Consider the following 19,604-nt stretch of genomic DNA (forward strand, 5'->3'; position numbering starts at 1 on the left):
GGCGCGAATGGCGTGGCGGCCCCGCTCCGATATTCGGATGGGTGCGTCCGGAGAGTGAGGATGTGCAATGAACGTGCGTCGTGACGGGCGCTCCGGTCGTCGTCGTGGGTCGGTGGTTCCGCTCTTCGGCGACCTGCTGACCGCAGCGGCGAAAACGGCCGCGGAGCATGTAGCGGTTCGATTTCAGGACCGCGAACTCACCTACCGGCAGCTCGACGAGCGCTCGGCACAGCTGGCGCGCGAGCTGATCGATCGCGGCATCGGCCCCGGCGATATCGTCGCGATCGCGATCGCTCGCAGCATCGAGTCGGTGCTCGCCGTCTGGGCGGTCGCCCGGACCGGTGCCGCGTTCGTGCCCGTGGATCCGGTCTATCCGCGGGACCGGATCGACTTCATGCTGGCTGATTCCAAGGCCGTGCTCGGGCTCACCACGTCGGCGCACCGGTCGGGGTTGGGCGAGGGCACCGAGTGGCTGGAATTGGACGATCCGGTGGTGGTGCAACAGGTGGCTGCCCGGCCGACGCACCCGTTCTGGTACGGCGATCGCATTCGGACATCGACCGTGCAGCATCCGGCCTACATCATCTACACCTCGGGCTCTACCGGTCGGCCGAAAGCGGTGGTAGTCACCAGCGACGGTATCGCGAGGGTGGCCAGCGCCCAGTACGGCATTACGGCCGGCTCCCGTGTGACCCACCTCAGCTCGCCCAGTTTCGATTTCTCGATCCTGGAGTTCCTGCACACCTTCGTGGCCGGTGCCACGCTGGTGGTCGTGCCCCCGACAGTCTTCGGTGGCGAGGAATTGGCGGCATTGCTGAAGCAGGAGCGCATCACCCATCTGACGATTACGCCCGGTGCGCTGGAATCGGTGCCGCTGGACGACTACGCCGATCTGCGGACCGTGATCTGCGCCGGTGACACCCTGGCCCCCGCGTTGGTGGACCGGTGGACCACGGCCGATCGGGCGGTGTTCAACGCTTATGGCCCGACCGAGACGACGGTGATCGCCACGACCGGGCCGATGACGGCGGGCGCGCCCGTCACCCTCGGCCGGGTCACCGAAGGAGCCCGTCCACTCATCCTGGATTCGCGGCTGCGGATGGTGCCGCAAGGAGTGGCAGGCGAGCTGTATCTGGCGGGATCGGGTCTGGCACAAGGGTATCTGGGGCGCCCCGGGCTGACCGGCGAGCGTTTCGTGGCCAACCCGCTCGCGGCCGAGCTCGGCCTGTCCGGTGTACGGATGTACCGCACCGGCGATCTGGTGCGCCGCACCGAGGACGGTGCTCTGGAATACCTGGGCCGTTCGGATTTCCAGGTGAAGATCCGTGGTCTGCGGATCGAACTCGGCGAGATCGACAGCGCCCTGTCCGCGCATCCGGACGTCAGCTTCGCGGTCACCCTGGGACAGGCTCTGCCCTCGGGCACGACTGCGCTGGTGTCGTATGTGCTGGCGCGCCCCGGCGTCACCCTCGAGCCGTCCGGGCTGGCGGAGTTTCTCTCGAAATCGTTGCCCGCCTATATGGTTCCGGCATCGATCACGGTGCTCGACGAGATTCCGCTCACCCCGGTCGGCAAACTGGACCGGGCCCGGCTGCCGGAACCCGTATTCACGGCGCGGGAGTTCCGGGCGCCGTCCAGCCGGGCCGAGGAAATCGTGGCCGAGGTCTTCGCGGCTGTGCTGCGGCCGGACGAGGACGTGCCGGTCGGCGCCGACGACGACTTCTTCGAACTCGGCGGCAACTCGCTGCTGGCCACCCAGGTCGCCGCTCGTCTCGGCGCCGCGCTCGGCACCCGGATACCGCTGCACCTGGTATTCGAGGCGAGCACCGTGGCCGAACTGGCCGCACAGCTGGAGCGCCACGCCGCGATGGCAGCAGGTGAAGCGGTCCAGCAGCTGCAACCGATGCCGCGGCCCGAGCGTATCCCGCTGTCGTACGCCCAGCAGCGCATGTGGTTCCTGAACCGGTTCGACCCCGACAGCGTGGTGGACAACATCCCGATGGCGGTTCGACTGTCCGGTCATCTGGATCTGGACGCATTGCGCGCCGCGGTGCGTGATCTGGTCGAGCGGCACGAAGTGCTGCGCACCATCTATCCCGCACTCGACGGCGAGGGCTACCAGGTGGTGCTCGCCGCCGACGATCCGCGGGCGGTGCCGGACCTTCCAGTGGTGGCGGCGGACATCGAGCAGATCCGCGCGCTGGTCGTCGAGACCTTTGCCGCGGCATTCGACGTGACCACGAGGCCACCGCTGCGGTTGCGCGCATTGCGGATCAGCGACACCGAACACGTGCTGGTATGCGTGGTGCACCACATCGCGGGCGACGGTTGGTCGCTGCGCCCGCTGACCCGCGACCTGATGGCCGCCTACGTCGCGCGCGCCGCCGGGGAGGCCCCCGTATGGGCGCCGTTGCCGGTCCAATACGCCGACTTCAGCATCTGGCAGCGCAGCGTGCTCGGCTCGGAAGATGATGCACAGAGCCTGATTTCGGCGCAGGCCCAGTACTGGCGTGCGGCCTTGGATGGGGTGCCCGACGAGCTGCCCCTGCCGTTCGACCGGCCGCGCTCGACTACCCAATCGTTCGCGGGTGGTCACCTGGTGTTCCCGATCGGGAGGAATCTGCACCAGCGGCTGCAGGAGGTTGCCCGGGAGCAGCAGGGCTCGTTGTTCATGGTCATGCACAGTGCGCTGGCGGTGTTGTTGGCGCGGTTGTCGGGTACCGATGACATCGCGATCGGTACTCCGGTCGCCGGGCGTGGTGAGGCCGCGCTGGACGATCTGGTCGGCATGTTCGTCAACACGCTGGTGCTGCGCTCGCACGTGCGCGGCGAACTCACCATCGCCGAGTTGCTCGCCGCCACTCGCGACACCGATCTGCAGGCGTTCGCGCACAGCGACATTCCCTTCGAGCGCCTGGTCGACCTGCTCGCTCCGGAGCGCTCCATGAGCCGGAACCCGTTGTTCCAGGTGATGTTGTCGTTCCAGAACCTGCCGGAGGGCACGTTCGAACTGCCGGGGCTGCGGGTCTCCGGCGTCGAACTCGAGAACGTCACCGAGAAATTCGACCTGTCGCTGACCATCAGTGAGGCCACGGCCACCGGCGACGAGCCGGGTGCGGTCGGCGCGATGGCCGAATTCTCCTACGCCACAGATCTGTTCGATGCGGCGACGGTGGCCGGGTTCGCTGACCGTTATTTGCGGGTGCTCGAGTTGATCGCGGAGGATCCGCAACGACGGGTGCGTGAAATCGATCTGCTCGATGATGCCGAGCGGGCGGCGGTACTGGGGGAGTGGAACCGGACTGCTCATGCGGTGCCGGACGTGGTGAGTGTGCTGGACCGGTTCGAGGCGCAGGCGCAGGCGCGGCCGGATGCTGTTGCGCTGGTGTTCGATCCGGGCAACGGCGCGGCGCTGGAGCAGCTGACATACGCCGAGTTCGCCGCGCGGGTGCACCGGCTGGCGCGCGAACTCATCGATATCGGTGTCGGCCCCGAGATTCTGGTGGCGGTCGGTATTCGTCGTTCGGTCGACATGCTGGTGGCGGTCTATGCGGTGCTGGCCGCCGGTGGCGGTTATGTGCCGGTCGATCCGGATTATCCTGCCGAGCGGATCGACTATGTGCTGGCCAGTGCACGGCCGGCATGTGTGTTGACCACCCGTCGTGACGAGGTCGTTTCGGGTGACGTCGCCGGAGTGTTGCCGGTGCTGTATGTCGACGAGCTGGACCTGGCGGCGCATTCCAGTGCGCCGGTGGCGGCAGGCGAGCGACGTGGGGTGCTGCGTGCGGACAATACCGCCTATGTCCTGTATACCTCCGGTTCCACCGGCAGGCCGAAGGGTGTAGCTGTCAGTAATGCCGCGCTGGTCAACCAGATGAGCTGGATGATCGGCGAACTCGGTCTGGATGAGAACGACGTCCTGCTGCACAAGACTCCGTTCACTTTCGACCCGTCGGTTCGGGAGCTGTTCGTCCCCCTGATGGTCGGCGCGCGCGCGATCATCGCCACCCACGACGGCCATCGCGATCCGAAGTATCTGGCCGAGGTCATCGAACGGTACGCGGTCACTGTGACCTCGTTCGTGCCGTCGCTGCTGTCGGTTTTCACTACTGTCGCCTCGCCCGCCGAGTGCCGTTCGCTGCGTACGGTTTTCGTTGGCGGTGAGGTGTTGCCGCCGGCTACGGTCAGCGCTTTCCGACAGGTGTCGGACGCGGCTGTGTACAACTCGTACGGTCCCACCGAATTCACCATCACCGCGAGCTTGTCGCGGGTGGGTGAGGTTGCGTCGGGTTCGGTGCCGATCGGTCCTCCGGTGTGGAATTCTCGGGCGTATGTGCTGGACGCGGGGTTGCAGCCGGTGCCGGTGGGGGTGCGTGGGGAGTTGTATCTGGCGGGGGTGCAGTTGGCGCGCGGTTATCAGGGGCGGCTGGATTTGACGGCCGATCGGTTCGTGGCCAATCCGTACGGTGCGGATGGTGAGCGGATGTATCGGACCGGTGATCTGGTGCGTTGGCACGCTTCGGGTGTGCTGGAGTACATCGGCCGCACCGACTTCCAGGTGAAGTTCCGTGGCCAGCGGATCGAGCTGGGCGAGATCGAGGCTGCGTTGCTGGCGTGCTCGCAGGTGCGGCAGGCGGTGGTGCAGGTCGTGGCGACGGTGGCCGGTGATCAGCTGGTCGGTTATGTGGTCGGCGCGGATGAGGTTGATGTAGAGGCGGTGCAGGCGGCGTTGGGGCGTCGATTGCCGTCGTACATGGTGCCGTCGGCGTTGGTGGTGTTGGCGGCGTTCCCGCTCAATACCTCCGGCAAGCTGGATCGAAAGGCGCTGCCGGCGCCGGTGTTCGAGGTACGTGAGTTCCGTGCGCCGGTGACGCCGGAGCAGGAGATCGTTGCCGGTGTGTTCGCGGATCTGCTCGGTGTCGAGCGGGTGGGTCTGGATGATGACTTCTTCGCCCTCGGCGGCAACTCACTGCTGGCCGCCCGCGCGGCGGCGCGCATCGGTGAGGCCATCGAGGGGAGCCTCGCGGTGCGAGTCCTTTTCGAGGCACCCACCGTCGTCGCGCTGGCGGAGCGGGTCGGACCCGGAGCCGTCGGGTCGGTGCGGCCGAAGCTGGTCGCGCTCGCGCGGCCCGACCAGTTGCCGCTGTCGCTGGCCCAGCAGCGGATGTGGACACTGAATCAGCTCGATCCCGAATCGCCCGCGTACAACATCCCGCTTGCGCTCCGGCTCACCGGCACATTGGATGCGCATGCCCTGCGTGCGGCCGTCGACGACGTGCTGCAACGGCATGAGTCGCTGCGCACCAGGTACCCGGCCGACGGTTCCACCGGCCTGCCCTATCAGCAGATTCTTTCGGCCGACGAGGCGCTGCCGGGCGGGCTCGAGGTTCGGTCGACTGCCGACCCGCTGGCCGACGCCACTGCCTTCATGTCCACCGGATTTGATGTGACACAGCAGGTTCCGGTGCGTGCGGTGCTGTTCACCAGTGCGGCTGCCGAGTCGTCCAGTGACCGGGAGCATCTGCTCGCGATGGTGATTCACCACATCGCCGGCGACGGCTCCTCGGTGGCGCCGTTGGCGCGGGATCTCATGACGGCCTACTTCGCGCGCAGCACCGCCAGTACACCCTCCTGGGCGCCGCTGGAAATCCAGTATGCCGACTACGCGCTGTGGCAGCGCCGGGTGCTCGGTGACGACACCGACGAAAACTCTCTTGCCGCAAGCCAATTGGAATTCTGGCGCGGTCACTTGGCCGGGTTGTCCGCCCTGCCGGGGCTGCCGCAGGATCGCCCGCATCCGCCCACGCCGTCCATGCGTGGCGCGGTGACCATGCTCACGGTGCCCGAGAACGTGCACCGAGCGCTGGATCGTATTGCGCGCGAACGGAATGCGACACTCTTCATGGTGGTGCACGCGGCGGTCGCCGTGCTGCTGGCCCGGATGTGCGGCCGCACCGACGTCGCGATCGGGACACCGGTCGCCGGCCGCGGCGAACGCGCGCTGGACGATCTGGTGGGAATGTTCGTCAACACACTGACATTGCGCGCCGAGGTGGACGGCGCGAGCGGTTTCGACGCGCTGGTCGATCAGATCCGCGAGACCGACGTGGCCGCCTTGGACAACGCCGACATCCCGTTCGAACGCGTCCTCGACGAGATCGTGCCCGGCCGGGGACTGGACCAGAATCCGTTGTTCCAGGTGCTGTTGACATTCCAGAACATCGAGGCCGCACGCCTCGAGCTACCTGGGCTGACTATCGCAGGGGTGGACCACGGTGCGGTATCGGCGAAGTTCGACCTGAGTATCGACGTCGCGCCCGGTGTGCACGCGGACCGAACCCTTGGTGAGCTGTCCATCGGCCTCAACTATGCGACCGACGTGTTCGACGCGAGGACCGTCGAGGCACTCGCCGATCGGTTCGGCCGGGTGTTGGCGGCGGTAGCCGCCGATCCGGCCGCCGCCGTCGGCGATATCGAACTGCTGGACCCAGTCGAGCGGGCCGGTTTGCTGCGCTCGGGCACCGGTGCCGAATCCCCGGCGGATTCGGCAGCGACCCTGGCGGCGCTGTTCCAGGCACGGGTGGAGCGGACGCCGGACGCCGTCGCGGTGACGTTCGAGGGCGAGTCCCTGTCCTACGCCGAATTCGCGGCTCGGGCCAATCGTCTTGCGCGGCATCTGATTTCGCTGGGTGTTGGGCCGGACAGGCTGGTTGCGCTTGGTATGCGGCGATCACTGGACCTGGTGATCGGTATGTACGCCGTTACCGTGGCAGGTGGTGGCTATGTGCCGCTGGATCCGGACCATCCGGCCGAACGCACGGCGTATGTACTGGCGACGGCGAACCCGGTCTGCGTACTGACTACCGCTGCCGATGTCGCCGATGTGTCCGCATCGGTAGACGGCGGATATCAGCTTGTCGAGCTGGATGCGCTCGACTTGTCCGGATATTCGGTTGCACCGGTGGCTGATGCGGATCGAATTGCGCCGTTGCGATCTTCGAACGCGGCGTATGTCATCTTCACCTCGGGTTCGACCGGCCGCCCGAAGGGTGTGGCCGTGCCGCACACCGCGGTAGTGAATCAAATCCGTTGGATCACCAGCGAATACGGCATCGGTGCCGATGATGTGGTGTTGTTCAAGACCCCCGCTACCTTCGACGTGTCGGTGTGGGAGCTGTTCAGCTCGCTGGTGAGTGGTGGCCGCCTCGTGATTGCCGCGCCGGACGGACATCGCGATCCGCACTACCTGGCCGACATCATCGCGGCCGAGCGAGTCACGATGACCTCGTTCGTGCCGTCCATGCTGACTGTCTTCGCGAGTAGCGCCGACGCGGACGCGCTGACCTCGCTGCGGGCACTGCTGATAGCGGGTGAGGCGTTGACCGCGACCACGGTCACCGCGATCCGCCGGATCAGCCAGGCCGCCTTGCACAACCTGTACGGCCCTACCGAAGCCACCGTCCACGCCACCTACGCACCCGTCGACGCCGACGCGACCGGCATGGTGCCGATCGGTCGTCCGGTATCCGGTACGCGGGTGTACGCACTCGATTCGCGGCTGCGTCCGGTGCCGGTAGGTGTGGTCGGTGAGCTGTATCTGGCCGGTGCGCAGTTGGCGCGCGGGTACGTTGGACGCGCGGATCTGACTGCGGATCGGTTCGTCGCCGATCCGTTCGCCAGTGGTGAGCGCATGTACCGGACCGGTGACCTGGTGCGTTGGACAGCCGCCGGTGAGCTGGAATACCTGGGTCGTACCGATTTCCAGGTGAAGCTGCGTGGTCTGCGTATCGAGTTGGGGGAGATCGAGTCCGCGCTCGGTGCCGCCGAATCGGTGGCGCAGGCAGTAGTGGTGGTGCGTGCTGACGAGCGTCTGGGCGATCAGCTGGTCGCCTATCTGGTGGCCGTGCCCGGTGCCGAGATTGCGATCGATGACGTGAGATCGGTGTCAGCGCAGCAGTTGCCGACCTATATGGTGCCGTCGGCGTTTGTGGTGCTGGACGCGATCCCGGTCAATGCCAATGGCAAACTCGACCGGGCGGCGCTGCCGGCTCCGCGTATCGTCGCGCGGGAATACCGTGCCCCCGCCACCGCGGAGGGGCAGGCCATCGCCAAGGTCTTCGCCGCCGTGCTCGGCGTCGAGCAGGTCGGCCTGGACGACGATTTCTTCGCCTTGGGCGGTAATTCGCTCTCGGGTATCCGCGCCTGCGCGGCGCTCACCGCCGAACTCGGCCGGGCAGTGTCGGTGCGACTGCTGTTCGGACACTCCAGCGTTGACGCGCTGGCCACAGCGTTGCACGACGGCATCGAGGTTTCCGACGGTTCCGACCCCGCCGCCGACGCCGTGCTCGATGCCTCCATCAGCGTTGCCGGGTGCGCCGCGCCGCGTCCGGGAGAACCGGAATCGATCCTGCTCACCGGCGCCACCGGTTTCCTTGGCGTCTTCCTGCTGCGTGAGTTGCTCGAACGGACGACGGCCACCATTTACTGCCTGGTCCGCGCGGCCGATGACGTTGCCGCGCTAGCCCGTATCGACGCCGTCGCGCGAAAGTATCGGGTCGATCTGGACGCCGATCGCAGCCGGATCGTCGCTGTCACCGGCGACCTGGCCCGCCCACTGCTCGGCCTCGAACCGGCACAGTTCGCCGACTTGGCGGAGCGGATCGACGTGATCTACCACAACGGCGCCCAGGTCAACCATCTCGAGCCATACGCTCGGATGCGGGCGGCGAATGTCGGTGGCACGACCGAGGTCCTGAGGTTGGCGAGCACCACCAGAGTCAAACCTGTCCACTATTCGTCCACGGTATCCGTGCTGAACGGCACTCCGCAGGACGACGGTGTACCGGACGGGATGGAGGGTTACGGACTCAGCAAATGGGTCGCCGAACAGCTGGTGTGGGCCGGCATCGGCCGCGACATCCCCGCCACGATCTATCGGGTCGGCCTGATCACCGGCGATTCCCGCACCGGCGCGGCCCCGGTCGAAGACGCTGCGACGACGATGCTCAGAGCCATGCTGGTTCTGGGAGTGTGGCCGGCCTTCCGTGACATCGAACAGCCGATGGCACCGGTCGATTACGTCGCCGCCGAACTCGTCCGGTTCTCGCGCGATCCGAACCCGCAGAGCAACCTTCACTACCTGGCCGGATCGAGTGACGGGGTGTGGTCGGCCTTCGCGGCGGAGGCACAGCGGCGCGGCTATCCCATGGCCGTCGCCGAGCCGAAGCACTTCGTCCAAGCGGTCTCCGATGCCGCCGAAAACGCGATCGCCAACGGAGACGATGCCCTGGTCCGGGCAGCAGCCCTCATTATCAATTTGGCCGGGGACGGTGGCGAGTCCGATCATGCCGACGAGCAGGTAGACCTGACCGGCGGCGAGGTCGAGTTGACCGAAGGCGAGGTCGAGTTGGCTGGCGAGGTCGAGTTGGCTGGCGAGGTCGAGTTGGCTGGCGGCGAGGTCGAATTGCGCAGCGGCGAGGTCGAATTGACCCTGCCAGCGGTCGATGCGACGATCCTGGCACGTTACTTCGATTACTTCATCGAGGTCGGATTCTTCCCAGCTCCAATGAGGGAGCAGCTCAGCGAGGTCGAGGCGACCTCGTGATCCGGGCCGCTCGCCCGCGGAGCCGCTCGAGCGTTGAAGTGCGGGGACCTGGTTCGAGTAACTTCACATAAGGTCCACTCCCTCGGATCCCGGAGCTCTTTCGAACAGAGCTCCGGGATCTTTTGGTTCGCCTGCGGGTGCGGCGCGCTGTGTGGCCGGCCAACGGCTGTCGCACCCCAGTTGCGTTGGGCGACAGCATGCCCTGTCCAACCCACGTACCCGCTATTCCGAAGTGCATCCGAATCGTTCGGCGAATTCGGACATCTGATCGTGTTGCCGGCCGGGGTCGGCGGTGGTGAGGTTGACGACGACACGTGCCACGCCGTGGTCGGTGAATTCCTGGAGTTGCTCGGCGGATATATCGATCGACCCCCAACGCGTGTACTCCAGGGCGCCGGGATCGCGGCCGGCTTCCACGGCTGTCTTGCGCGCCAATTCCATTTGCAGATCACGCTCGTTTTCGGCCAGCATGCCACCGGCGAAATATCCGTCGCCGCGCTGCCCGACGCGTCTGGCCGCCGCTCGACTCGATCCCCCGATATGGATCGGCAACTCGGTGACGCCATACGGTTTCGGGAAGCTGCACAGGTTGTCGAAGTCGAAGAACTCACCGTGGTAACCGACTCCTTCGGGGCCGCCCGACCACAGCAGACGTAGGACGTCGATCGCCTCGTCAGCGCGGCGACCGCGGGTGCCGAAGTCCACGCCCATCGCGTGCGCCTCGCCCGGCAGCGCGCCGAGCCCGACGGTGAGCAACCGCATCCGTCCCTTGGACAGGACATCCACGGTAGCCAGCCGCTTGGCCAGTACAACAGGATGCCGGTACGGCAGCAGCAGAACGCCGGTGCCGAGCAGGATCCGATGCGTAACCGCTGCGACGAAGCTCAAACAGTCGAGCGGGTCGAAATAGGGCAGTGTCGGGGGCAGTTCGCCAGCTCCATATGTCGCACCGGGATACAGTGCGATGTGGTCCTGTACATACAACGCCTCGAAACCGCAGCTCTCAGCGTGCTCGGCGAACGCGACGAGCCGGTCGGGATCGGTGCCGTTGAACGGCGTGCTGTAACTGATCGCAAACTTCATGGCATTCCTCGATAGACGCCGGGCAGGCGCAACGGTCTGATGTGTTCGAATGAAGACCGGCCCCGCGTCGAGCTAGTAGGTGAATTCGCACCGGGGCGTAGGCGGCGGTTCCGAGGTCGCGTCGGTGAGTTGATCGTGCAGCCGCTGTCGGACCGTGGCGAGCTTGTCGATGGCTTCGTCGACCTCGGTGAGTTTGTGCCGCAAAGTGTCGACTGAATCCGGGCACTCGTCGCCGGACAGATTGCCGGCGCGCAGGCAGGTGACGAACGGCTGAGTATCGGCAAGATCGAACCCGAGCGCCACCAAGGCACGAATCTTCCGGACGATCTGCAACTCGTCCTCGTCGTACACGCGGTAGCCATTGGTCGACCGCCGCGATCGAACCAGTCCGCGCTGCTCGTAATACCGCAACGTACGCGCGCTCGTCTCGGCGCGATCGGCAAGCTCCCCGATCAGCATGCAACCCTCCTCGCTCGACAGGTTCCACAACGCTAAACCTTGTCATCAACGTCAAGGCAACACCGGACGAGGATCCGATTACCACCTATCTCGGCGGCCAGCGATCCGCCGCGCGCCCGGCGAGCTGGCCGTAGAGGTGAAATCTGACACCGCTTATCGGTCAATTTGGGCATCACTTGGACGCTGCTCGGGTGAGTTCTATCGGTGAAATCTGACACCGCCCGGCCGTTGTCGGCAGGGGCGGCCGACACTCTGTAGAGAGTGTCGTCGGGTGCGGTGACTGTAGGAACTGACAGCGGTGACCGCGTCGGAGGGGCAACGGCTGCGGAAACCCGATAGCCCTTGTGGTCGGCTGTTCCGTACCGTTCATGCGGGAGCTGCTGAAAGAGAGAAAGCTGATGGAGAAGATCCCTACCCTTTTCGTCCGGGACTGGGACGGCAATCCGAAGTACGTGAGGCGGGAGAAGAACCCTGAGTGCCTCTGGGTTTTCGCCGGTGAAGGTGTCGCTACCCGGAAGTTCGACGGAACCTGTGTCCGCTATGACGGCGACCGCTGGTGGGCACGACGCGAGATCAAGCCGGGCAAGACTCAGCCGCCCGGCTTCATCGCTCTGGCCACCGACGGGGAGACCGGCAAGACCGTGGGTTGGGAACCGGCCGAGCAGTCCAGCTTCGCCAAGTTTCTTGTCGAGGCGCTCGACAACGGAGAATCCTGGGAGCCTGGCACTTATGAGCTGGTCGGCCCGCGCGTCAACGGCAACCCTGAGCACCAGCAGCGCCACGTCCTTGTCCCGCACGGCGGGGCGATCCTCGGGCTGGATGTGCCGCGTGACTTCGACGGGCTCGCCGCCTGGCTTCACGCCCACCCGTGGGAGGGCATCGTGTGGCACAACTCCGATGGCCGCATGGCCAAGCTGAAGGCCCGCGACTTCCCGCGTTGACATCGACAAGGCGCAAGGACGACGAGCCTCGACCAGTGACAGCCGACAACCTGCGACGGATTGGCGGCAGAAGCCCGTCACCCGAGGGCGGTGATGTCGGATTTCACCGATAGAGCACTGGTCAGGGCTGGAATTCGAGCATCGGTTCCTTCTCGGCAGGCGCTGGCGCGGGGGCTGAGGTTGTCTGGTTGAGGACTGTATGGGTCAATCGGTAGCTGTCGCAGCCGGTTTCGATGATCTTCCCGCCGAAGGTGAGTCTGTCCACGATCGCCGCGCACAGCCGCGGCTCGCTGAATTTCTTCGACCAGCCCGAGAACGCCTCGTTGGAGGCTATCGCCACCGAGTTCTTTTCCTCGCGCTCGGTGAGAACCTGGAACAGTAGCGCCGCGCCGGTCGAGTTCCATGTATCCGAGCTCGTCGATGCAGAGCAAATCCACTCGGCCGTAGCGGGCGATGGTCTTGGACAGCATCTTCTCATCGGCCGCCTCGATCCAGTTCGTTGACCAGTTTCGTTGCGAGGGTGTATTTCACGCGGTAGCCGCGCATCGCGGCCTCGGTGCCCAACGCGATCAGCAGGTGGCTCTTGCCCGTCCCGAGTCGCCGATCAGGCACAACGGCCAGCGCGAGCGGGACAAGGCTCTGGTCCAGAGTCTCGACATGCGAGAGATCGACAAGAAGAACGCGCAGATACGCGCCGGTCTCGCGGAGCAAGCTCGGAAGATCGCGGAGGCTCGGCACAAAGGGATAGCCCTTGAGGTCGACGAGCTGCGTGAGTCTCGCGGGAAGTTGACGAAAGGCGTCGCGGCAGTGTTGCAGGCGGAGCACGCGCGTGCGGTAGCGATGGTCGACAACCTGGGTCTTGATCTGAGTAGGGACCAGGCTGACGAGATGGTTGCGATGCTGGCCGAGAAGGCTGAAGCCATGTGGGCCGACGTGACGCGCGGTGTGGAATCTCTCGCCGTGACCATCGAGCGTGAAGAGAAGATCCGCGAGCATCGGGAGCGGCAGGTGGCGCAACGCGCTCGCGCAGTACGGGCGGGCATCCCCGAGAGGGACATGCGCGCGATTCAGGCGGCATGGATTCAGCCGGGGGACGCAGCATCGGCTAACGACGATCGTGAGCGTGAGGTCGTTCGGGAACGTGACCGTGTCGTAGGGCGAGATCGTCAGCGCACGCTTGGGCGCGAACCTGACTAGAACGGTGTCTGGTGCTGCCCTGAGACTGCGGAGCCATCCAGAGCGAATCTGAGAGGGCCTTGCTTCATTCCACTAGGGATAAGCGACGACAGCGCAGCAGTGGCGGTGGACACCTCGGCAACACGATCGGCGGGCAGCCCGTGGCGCCGATTCGTACCGGATCGCCCCTTCAGAGAGCAACCAGTGTCCGCAGAATCATGAAGATGGCAGTTACACCGAAACACCCGAGTCCGACGACCCATACCTTGAACATCTGCCTGAGCAGTAGCAGGTTTCCCATCCGGCCGACGCCCAGGTCCGCGATATCTTGATGCGCCTCGAATACCGCGCCATTTGCGCCCCAGGCCCCCGCGTGGAGCTCTTGCTGTTCGAAGCGTTCCAGCCACTTCGCATCTTTCCGTTCGGCGAGGCGGTGGCTCGCCATCAACATAATCGAGATGATCGACACGATCAGTGCAAGTAACGACGACGCGATCTTCGCGACGGGCGCATTGCCCTCTGCCAGCGCGATACTGAACAAGAAGGCCTGGGCGGTCAGACTGACTGTCGGCACCTGCCAGAGCAGGTTTTCGTATTGCAGGCGTCTGTCCGCCACGCACTGGTAAAGCATTTCCAGATTGGGCGAACAGTGGGGAGATGGCTCGTCCATGAGGGTACTGTGACACAGCATCAATCGCGATGTGTGCGTAGTTGTTCGATGAGTCCGGAGCGTGCCAGGATCAGGCCGCTGACCACGAGCACCCAGGCGGGGAATACCAACTCCACCCACTTGCTCATCTCGCTGACGATGAGCAGGGCCAGAGCCAGTAAATAGCTGAGGACGGCGAGCCAACGAGGCATCAGCCTGGTCTTCAGCCAAATTGTCGCGAGCGAAATCATGAATACGGCGGCCATGCGAAGCGCGTACGTCTGGCTCACCGAAACCAAGACATTCTTGCCGAACTCGACCACCTCGGCGTGGGCGGCCGGGTCGGTAACGTCGGTGTTGCTTGCCACCAACCCTGCGGTCAAGGCGGTAGAGACGAACATCATCGCTAGAAACAGCAGCCCGCTGCCGAGGAATACGGATGAGAAGAATCGGTCTTCGTAGCGTCCGAATCCGTCGCGTACGACGCCGATGAACCATAGGAAGCTGATTCCGGCGAAGGGCATCAGCATTGTTGCCATCGTGATCGAGCTGTGCTCGCTCTTCAGCCATCGAGTTGAATCCTCCAGGCCCACAGGCATTTCAATGCGGATCAGGGTCAGCGTGGTACCGAACAATACGGCGAAGGCGATTCCGGCCAGTGCGGCGGAACGCGGCGTCGACAAATGGCGCAGAGTCGGCGGCGGCTCGTGGGTTCGCGGCAGTGATGGCATGGGGTCATCCTGTCAAATCGGGGCGCAACGGGCCGGGATTCGGCATTTCCCGAAATTAACTCGGAGTGCAGCTATCGGTAGATAGCTGAATCTTTGCGAGGATGCTGTCCGGGTGCTTACCATGATTGATGTCCGGCGAACTGCGGCGGAGGGTAGGTGACGTCATGCCAGCGACCGATAAGGACTGGAGCAAACCGGCGGCGATGGCCATCCCGAAGGAGGGGTATTTCGAGCTGGAGCGGGGTCGGTACGGCCCGGTTTATCCACGGACGCCTGCCTGCTACGGGTTCTCGATCATCGCAAAGGTGAAACCGGGCCGAGAAGAGGCGATTCGCGCATACGGCAAGCAGATCGAAGATGCGGTAGCGGGTAGTCCAGATGTGTTGGCACCACTGCGGTTGCATTACCTGCGGTGGGTATTGTTCGACGTCGGCTCGGGACTGCATTTCCAGTATCAAGGCATCTTCGACACCGATTTCGACAAGTACACCGAGGACGCCGTCGCGCTCTTCAGCCAGACCGGTATCACCACCGTTTTCACCAACCTCGAGGGATTCCCGGAGGATTGGAAAGAAAACCCGGAGGCATTCGTCGAATTCGTTCGAGCACACCAGTTTTCGAGCTTCCTCGAATACGGCGAGTACCCTTACGTCACCGCCGACGAGATCAAGAAGGCGCTGCGGCTCAAGGCGGCGTTCTCCGGCATGCTCGATCAGATGCAGTAGATCGTCCGGGCCGATGCTCGAACTCGACGATATTCAGCACATCCTGCTGACCCGCACACCGGCAATGACCGGCCGCTATGAGTTCCTGTCCTTCGACGATCCCGCCGGGGGCCGGGCCTGGTTGACCGAGCTGCTGGACCGGGTTCAGTCGGCCGCGGACGTGCGAGCCACGATGGACAGCTCCGAGCGCTGGGTTACGCTGGCCTTCACCTGGCGCGGGCTGCGGGCGCTCGGGGTGTCGGAGGAAGCGCTTTCCACCTTCCCCGACGAGTTCCGTGAAGGCATGGCCGCCCGAGCCGCCATCCTGGGCGATACGGGTGCCAATCACCCCGATAGCTGGGTGGGCGGGCTGGCCGGTGACGACCTGCACGCGATCGCGATCCTGTTCGCCCGCACCGATGCCGAACACCAGCGGTGCACCGCCGAGCACAACAAGCTGGTGGCCCGCTGCCCCGGCGTGCGCGTGCTGTCGTTCTTGGACCTGAACGCGACGCCGCCATTCGACTATGCCCATGACCATTTCGGGTTCCGAGACCGGTTGTCCCAACCGGTGATCGAGGGATCCGGTGAAGAACCGACGCCCGGGTCGGGCGCACCACTGAAACCCGGTGAATTCATCCTGGGTTATCCGGACGAAGAGGGCCCACCCCACCGATTGCCGCAGCCAGAGGTGTTGTCCCGCAACGGCAGCTTCATGGCCTACCGGCGACTGCGAGAACACGTCGGTGCGTTTCGGGACTATCTGCGCGAGCACGCCGACACGTCGGACGGTCAGGAGCTACTCGCCGCGAAGCTCATGGGCCGCTGGCCGAGCGGCGCTCCCTTGGCGCTGACCCCTGACCGCGATGATCCACAGCTGGGCGCAGATCCCATGCGGAACAACGACTTCAACTATAAACAGATGGACCCGCACGGCTATGCGGTACCGCTCGGCTCCCACGTGCGGCGACTCAACCCGCGCGATACGGCACCAAATATGCAACGCCGCAGGATGATTCGCCGCGGTGCCACCTATGGGCCGGCGCTGCCCGATGACGCCCCCGATGATGGGGTGGATCGAGGCATTGCCGCGTTCATCATCTGCGCCAGCCTGGTCCGCCAGTTCGAGTTCGCCCAAAACGTCTGGATCAACGACAAGACATTCCACGAACTCGGCAATGAACACGATCCCATCTGTGGCACCCAGGACGGCACCCTGGAGTTCACGATCCCCAAGCGACCCATCCGCAAGGTGCTCGTGGGGCTACCGGCATTCACCACGCTCGAGGGTGGCGCGTACTTCTTCCTACCGGGTATCCGCGCACTGCGATATCTGGCCACGCTCGACAGTTGAGAGGTGACAGCCATGAGCACCCTGGCGCGGGCACGCACCTACAACCAGGATCACATCCCGCGCAAGCACGACGGGAGGCGGCGGATAAGCATCTATTGGACGTGGAGTTATCCGTGGGAGGCCCAACGCGATCCCGCCGAAATGTACAACCGCTTCTCCACGATGACCGAAGTCCGCAACGTGGCGTGGCCGAGTTACGAAACCCTCGAGTACGACGCGGCGCATTTCCTGCAAGGTATCGCGGGCACGTTGGAGCTGTTCCATCGCTCGACGCTGGCGTTTCAGCAACTGGCCGGTGCGGCGACCGGGCATCCTGTCGCGGTGTTCCAGCGCATCGACCAGGCCGGCTACACATTGCCGATCGACGAGCGGATCCTGGCAGACACCGACACGCTCATGGTGTTCGGGCTCGACCATGTTCTGTCCGAGCAGGAGGCCGCACCCGAAGAGTGCGCCGCGGTCCGGGAGTGGCTGCAACGCGAAGGCACCTGCCTGCTGCTAGCGCCGCACCACGACGTCGGCTTCACCGACGATTACACGCAGCGACAAATCGAATACGAGCATCACGGCGACCCACTGGTACCCCGTCAGCAGCGATTCGGCCAGTACACGCGCTCGTTGATGAAGGCGCTCGACGTGCCGGTGCACAACAAGTGGGGTCTGCGCCCCGCAGTCGTCGACGGCACCGATGAAATCGCGCCCCTGACCAGGTTCCGAGATCTGGACGCGCCCCGGCTGCTGGACAACGTCACCACATTCAACTTCCATCCCCACTTGCCGCACTACGAGCTCACCGCGCCGGAGAGCGACTCGCTTCGAGTCCTCGGTCGCCAGCGCGTCGACCCTGAACGGCCCCACCCCTTTACCGCTACCGGTGGCACGGAGTTCAACGCGCTGATCTGGATGCCACCCACCGGTCCCCGTGCAGGCGACATCGTACTGATCGACTCCACCAACTTCACCACGCTGTTCGGCGGCACCGAGAGTCTCGAGAACCTCTGGCACAACTTCGCCACCATGAGCTGATGTCACAGCCATAGAACTCGCGGACCCGCCAGCGGACCGCCACATGACATCAGCTGACCGTCGGTGGTCGGCGTCGCACTGTGACCCGCTCCCGATTTCGGCGCTCGACGAATACACGACCGTCGCACGAGATGCACAGCTTGTGCTGGTGGGCAATGTAGTTCTCGGCGTGCGTGCAACTTCGGGCATCATCGAGCTCGCTCATGCCGATGGTTCGACACGTCGCGGAACTGCCCTTCGATGAGAGGTATCTGTGCGAAGATGCCCCGGATTCGCGGGCGTCAGCGTTCGGTTACCGGTTCGCTGTGACCTGTCCACTTTCCATGCGCTGCTGGCTTCCTCAACGAAACCGCTCGACCCAGCACTTTGATGCGGAGCTGGCGAGTTGCTTACCAGAGTTGCGCGCCACGAGACCGGACTGTGGTGAGTCGAGCTGGACAAGCCGCACCGCTGCCGAACGCGTCTCGAGCTTCCGCCGGGCCTAAGCCAGAACTAGTCGAACGTCGAAAGGATTGAGGGCAAATGCGCTATATGAACGCACGCTCGGCCGATCGCGGATCAATGACCGGCGGTGGCATGTGACTGCCGCATACGAGGTTCTCGAGCTGACCGACGACTTCTATCAGGACCCGCATGCTGCGTACCGCGTATTGCGCGAGCACGGTCCCATCCATCGAGTCCGGGTGGAGGGGGTAGTCGGCTGGCTGATCGTCGATCACGATGTCGCGAAACATGCCTTCGCCGAACCGAACATCAGCAAGAACATCGGATCACCTCAGGGCCAGGCCATCCTTGCCAAGAACGGTGCGGCCGAGATGTTCCACGGGGCGATCAACAACAACATGCTCTTCGCCGATCCGCCCCAGCACACTCGGCTGCGTCGCCTTGTCTCCAAGGCGTTCGCCAGTCGCGCGGTCCGCGATCTCGGGCCGCGGATTGCCGCGATCGCGGACACCCTGCTCGATGACATGAGCACCCGGAACACCGTCGACTTGCTCGATAGCTACGCGTTTCCCTTATCTATCGCTGTGATCTGTGAGTTGTTGGGGGTGCCCGATGACGATATGGACGAATTCCGTTCCTGGACAGCCATTGTCGTCAACGAATCGGCGCCCATCGAGGAGCGCACCAGCGCCGGTATGAGCTTCTTCACCTACCTGAACGACTTGATCCCCGAGCGCACCGCCAATCCTCGCGAGGACCTCCTCTCGGAGCTTATTGCCGCGAAGGATCATGATGACCGGCTCGAGCACCAGGAGCTGATCTCCATGCTGTTCCTGCTATTGGCGGCCGGGCACGAGACCACCGTCAACCTGATCGGCAACGCGGTGCTCGGGCTCCTGCGCGACCCGGAAATCGCCGAGCAGCTCCGCGGCGACACCAGTGCGATACGCGCCTACATAGAGGAAGTCCTGCGGACTCGAGGCCCCGTGCACCTGGCCACGGCTCGCTTCACGACAGCCCCGATTGTCCTGGGTAACCAAGACATCGACGCCGGCGAGTTCATCATGATCTCCGTCGCGGCCGCCAACCGTGACCCGCAGCGCTTCGCCGAACCGGACCGCATAGCCCTCGATCGCGGCGACAACAAGCACGTTGCCTTCGGGCACGGTATCCACTACTGCCTCGGCGCGGCGCTGGCCAAGATGGAGGCCACCATCGCACTCACGCAGCTGTTGGACAGGTTTCCGACGATGTCGCTGAACACCGAGTTCGGGAAGCTGAGCTGGCGAAAGAGCCTGCTGGTCCGTGGCCTGAGCGCGCTCCCCGTCCGCCTCACACCACTGCCCGACTTGCCGAACACGCTGTAGCAGTTTCACTGCGCACGACCACTCCTCCCGCGGCGCACAAACCCGGCGGCCACGATTCGGTCGGCG

The 19,604-nt window shown here is 64.8% G+C and carries 11 protein-coding genes and 1 pseudogene; 7 read left to right on the forward strand and 5 right to left on the reverse strand.

Annotated elements, in window-relative coordinates:
* The first annotated feature begins 67 nt into the window (after positions 1-67).
* Positions 68-9,604: a non-ribosomal peptide synthetase gene (locus ACLMAJ_RS33385; RefSeq protein WP_412017880.1), complete on the forward strand. Its 9,537-nt coding sequence runs from the start codon at positions 68-70 to the stop codon at positions 9,602-9,604.
* A 222-nt stretch (positions 9,605-9,826) separates the two neighbouring features.
* On the opposite strand, the gene ACLMAJ_RS33390 is transcribed toward ACLMAJ_RS33385, so the two are convergent.
* The gene (locus ACLMAJ_RS33390) at positions 9,827-10,687 is read right to left on the reverse strand and encodes an LLM class F420-dependent oxidoreductase (protein ID WP_412017881.1); all 861 of its coding nucleotides are present in this window, start codon (positions 10,685-10,687) and stop codon (positions 9,827-9,829) included.
* Between the two features lie 72 nt (positions 10,688-10,759).
* The gene (locus ACLMAJ_RS33395; RefSeq protein WP_412017882.1) at positions 10,760-11,146 is read right to left on the reverse strand and encodes a MerR family transcriptional regulator; all 387 of its coding nucleotides are present in this window, start codon (positions 11,144-11,146) and stop codon (positions 10,760-10,762) included.
* 368 nt (positions 11,147-11,514) lie between these two features.
* Here ACLMAJ_RS33395 and ACLMAJ_RS33400 point away from each other — a divergent pair, with 368 nt between their 5' ends.
* Positions 11,515-12,087: an RNA ligase 1 family protein gene (locus ACLMAJ_RS33400; protein WP_412017883.1), complete on the forward strand. Its 573-nt coding sequence runs from the start codon at positions 11,515-11,517 to the stop codon at positions 12,085-12,087.
* A gap of 121 nt (positions 12,088-12,208) precedes the next feature.
* Here ACLMAJ_RS33400 and ACLMAJ_RS33405 read toward each other — a convergent pair.
* Positions 12,209-12,704, reverse strand: a pseudogene (locus ACLMAJ_RS33405) (ATP-binding protein); the annotation flags it as partial.
* A gap of 40 nt (positions 12,705-12,744) precedes the next feature.
* Between ACLMAJ_RS33405 and ACLMAJ_RS33410 the strand changes: the two are divergent.
* Positions 12,745-13,284, forward strand: a complete 540-nt coding sequence (locus tag ACLMAJ_RS33410; protein WP_412017884.1) for a hypothetical protein — start codon at positions 12,745-12,747, stop codon at positions 13,282-13,284.
* A 169-nt stretch (positions 13,285-13,453) separates the two neighbouring features.
* On the opposite strand, the gene ACLMAJ_RS33415 is transcribed toward ACLMAJ_RS33410, so the two are convergent.
* Both ACLMAJ_RS33415 and ACLMAJ_RS33420 read right to left on the reverse strand, forming a co-directional pair.
* Entirely contained in the window at positions 13,454-13,933 is a 480-nt protein-coding gene (locus ACLMAJ_RS33415) for a hypothetical protein (protein ID WP_412017885.1), read from the reverse strand.
* A 20-nt stretch (positions 13,934-13,953) separates the two neighbouring features.
* Positions 13,954-14,643 (reverse strand): hypothetical protein, encoded by a 690-nt coding sequence (locus tag ACLMAJ_RS33420; RefSeq protein WP_412017886.1) that lies wholly within the window; start codon positions 14,641-14,643, stop codon positions 13,954-13,956.
* Positions 14,644-14,807: 164 nt separating this feature from the next.
* Between ACLMAJ_RS33420 and ACLMAJ_RS33425 the strand changes: the two genes are divergently transcribed.
* The 4 genes from ACLMAJ_RS33425 (at position 14,808) to ACLMAJ_RS33440 (ending at position 19,538) form a co-directional block, all read left to right on the forward strand.
* Entirely contained in the window at positions 14,808-15,368 is a 561-nt protein-coding gene (locus ACLMAJ_RS33425; RefSeq protein ID WP_412017887.1) for a hypothetical protein, read from the forward strand.
* Positions 15,369-15,381: 13 nt separating this feature from the next.
* Positions 15,382-16,701, forward strand: a complete 1,320-nt coding sequence (locus ACLMAJ_RS33430) for a Dyp-type peroxidase (RefSeq protein WP_412017888.1) — start codon at positions 15,382-15,384, stop codon at positions 16,699-16,701.
* A 12-nt stretch (positions 16,702-16,713) separates the two neighbouring features.
* Positions 16,714-17,727: a hypothetical protein gene (locus tag ACLMAJ_RS33435; RefSeq protein ID WP_412017889.1), complete on the forward strand. Its 1,014-nt coding sequence runs from the start codon at positions 16,714-16,716 to the stop codon at positions 17,725-17,727.
* 578 nt (positions 17,728-18,305) lie between these two features.
* The gene (locus ACLMAJ_RS33440) at positions 18,306-19,538 is read left to right on the forward strand and encodes a cytochrome P450 family protein (RefSeq protein WP_412017890.1); all 1,233 of its coding nucleotides are present in this window, start codon (positions 18,306-18,308) and stop codon (positions 19,536-19,538) included.
* Positions 19,539-19,604 lie beyond the last annotated feature (66 nt).

The sequence above is a fragment of the Nocardia arseniciresistens genome, assembly GCF_046764875.1.
Lineage (GTDB): Bacteria > Actinomycetota > Actinomycetes > Mycobacteriales > Mycobacteriaceae > Nocardia > Nocardia arseniciresistens.

Bases quoted from the DNA above. Each gene is read 5' to 3' on its own strand.
- ACLMAJ_RS33385 (WP_412017880.1), top strand. From the start codon at position 68: ATGAACGTGCGTCGTGACGGGCGCTCCGGTCGTCGTCGTGGGTCGGTG.
- ACLMAJ_RS33390 (WP_412017881.1), bottom strand. From the start codon at position 10,687: ATGAAGTTTGCGATCAGTTACAGCACGCCGTTCAACGGCACCGATCCC.
- ACLMAJ_RS33395 (WP_412017882.1), bottom strand. From the start codon at position 11,146: ATGCTGATCGGGGAGCTTGCCGATCGCGCCGAGACGAGCGCGCGTACG.
- ACLMAJ_RS33400 (WP_412017883.1), top strand. From the start codon at position 11,515: ATGCGGGAGCTGCTGAAAGAGAGAAAGCTGATGGAGAAGATCCCTACC.
- ACLMAJ_RS33410 (WP_412017884.1), top strand. From the start codon at position 12,745: ATGCGAGAGATCGACAAGAAGAACGCGCAGATACGCGCCGGTCTCGCG.
- ACLMAJ_RS33415 (WP_412017885.1), bottom strand. From the start codon at position 13,933: ATGGACGAGCCATCTCCCCACTGTTCGCCCAATCTGGAAATGCTTTAC.
- ACLMAJ_RS33420 (WP_412017886.1), bottom strand. From the start codon at position 14,643: ATGCCATCACTGCCGCGAACCCACGAGCCGCCGCCGACTCTGCGCCAT.
- ACLMAJ_RS33425 (WP_412017887.1), top strand. From the start codon at position 14,808: ATGCCAGCGACCGATAAGGACTGGAGCAAACCGGCGGCGATGGCCATC.
- ACLMAJ_RS33430 (WP_412017888.1), top strand. From the start codon at position 15,382: ATGCTCGAACTCGACGATATTCAGCACATCCTGCTGACCCGCACACCG.
- ACLMAJ_RS33435 (WP_412017889.1), top strand. From the start codon at position 16,714: ATGAGCACCCTGGCGCGGGCACGCACCTACAACCAGGATCACATCCCG.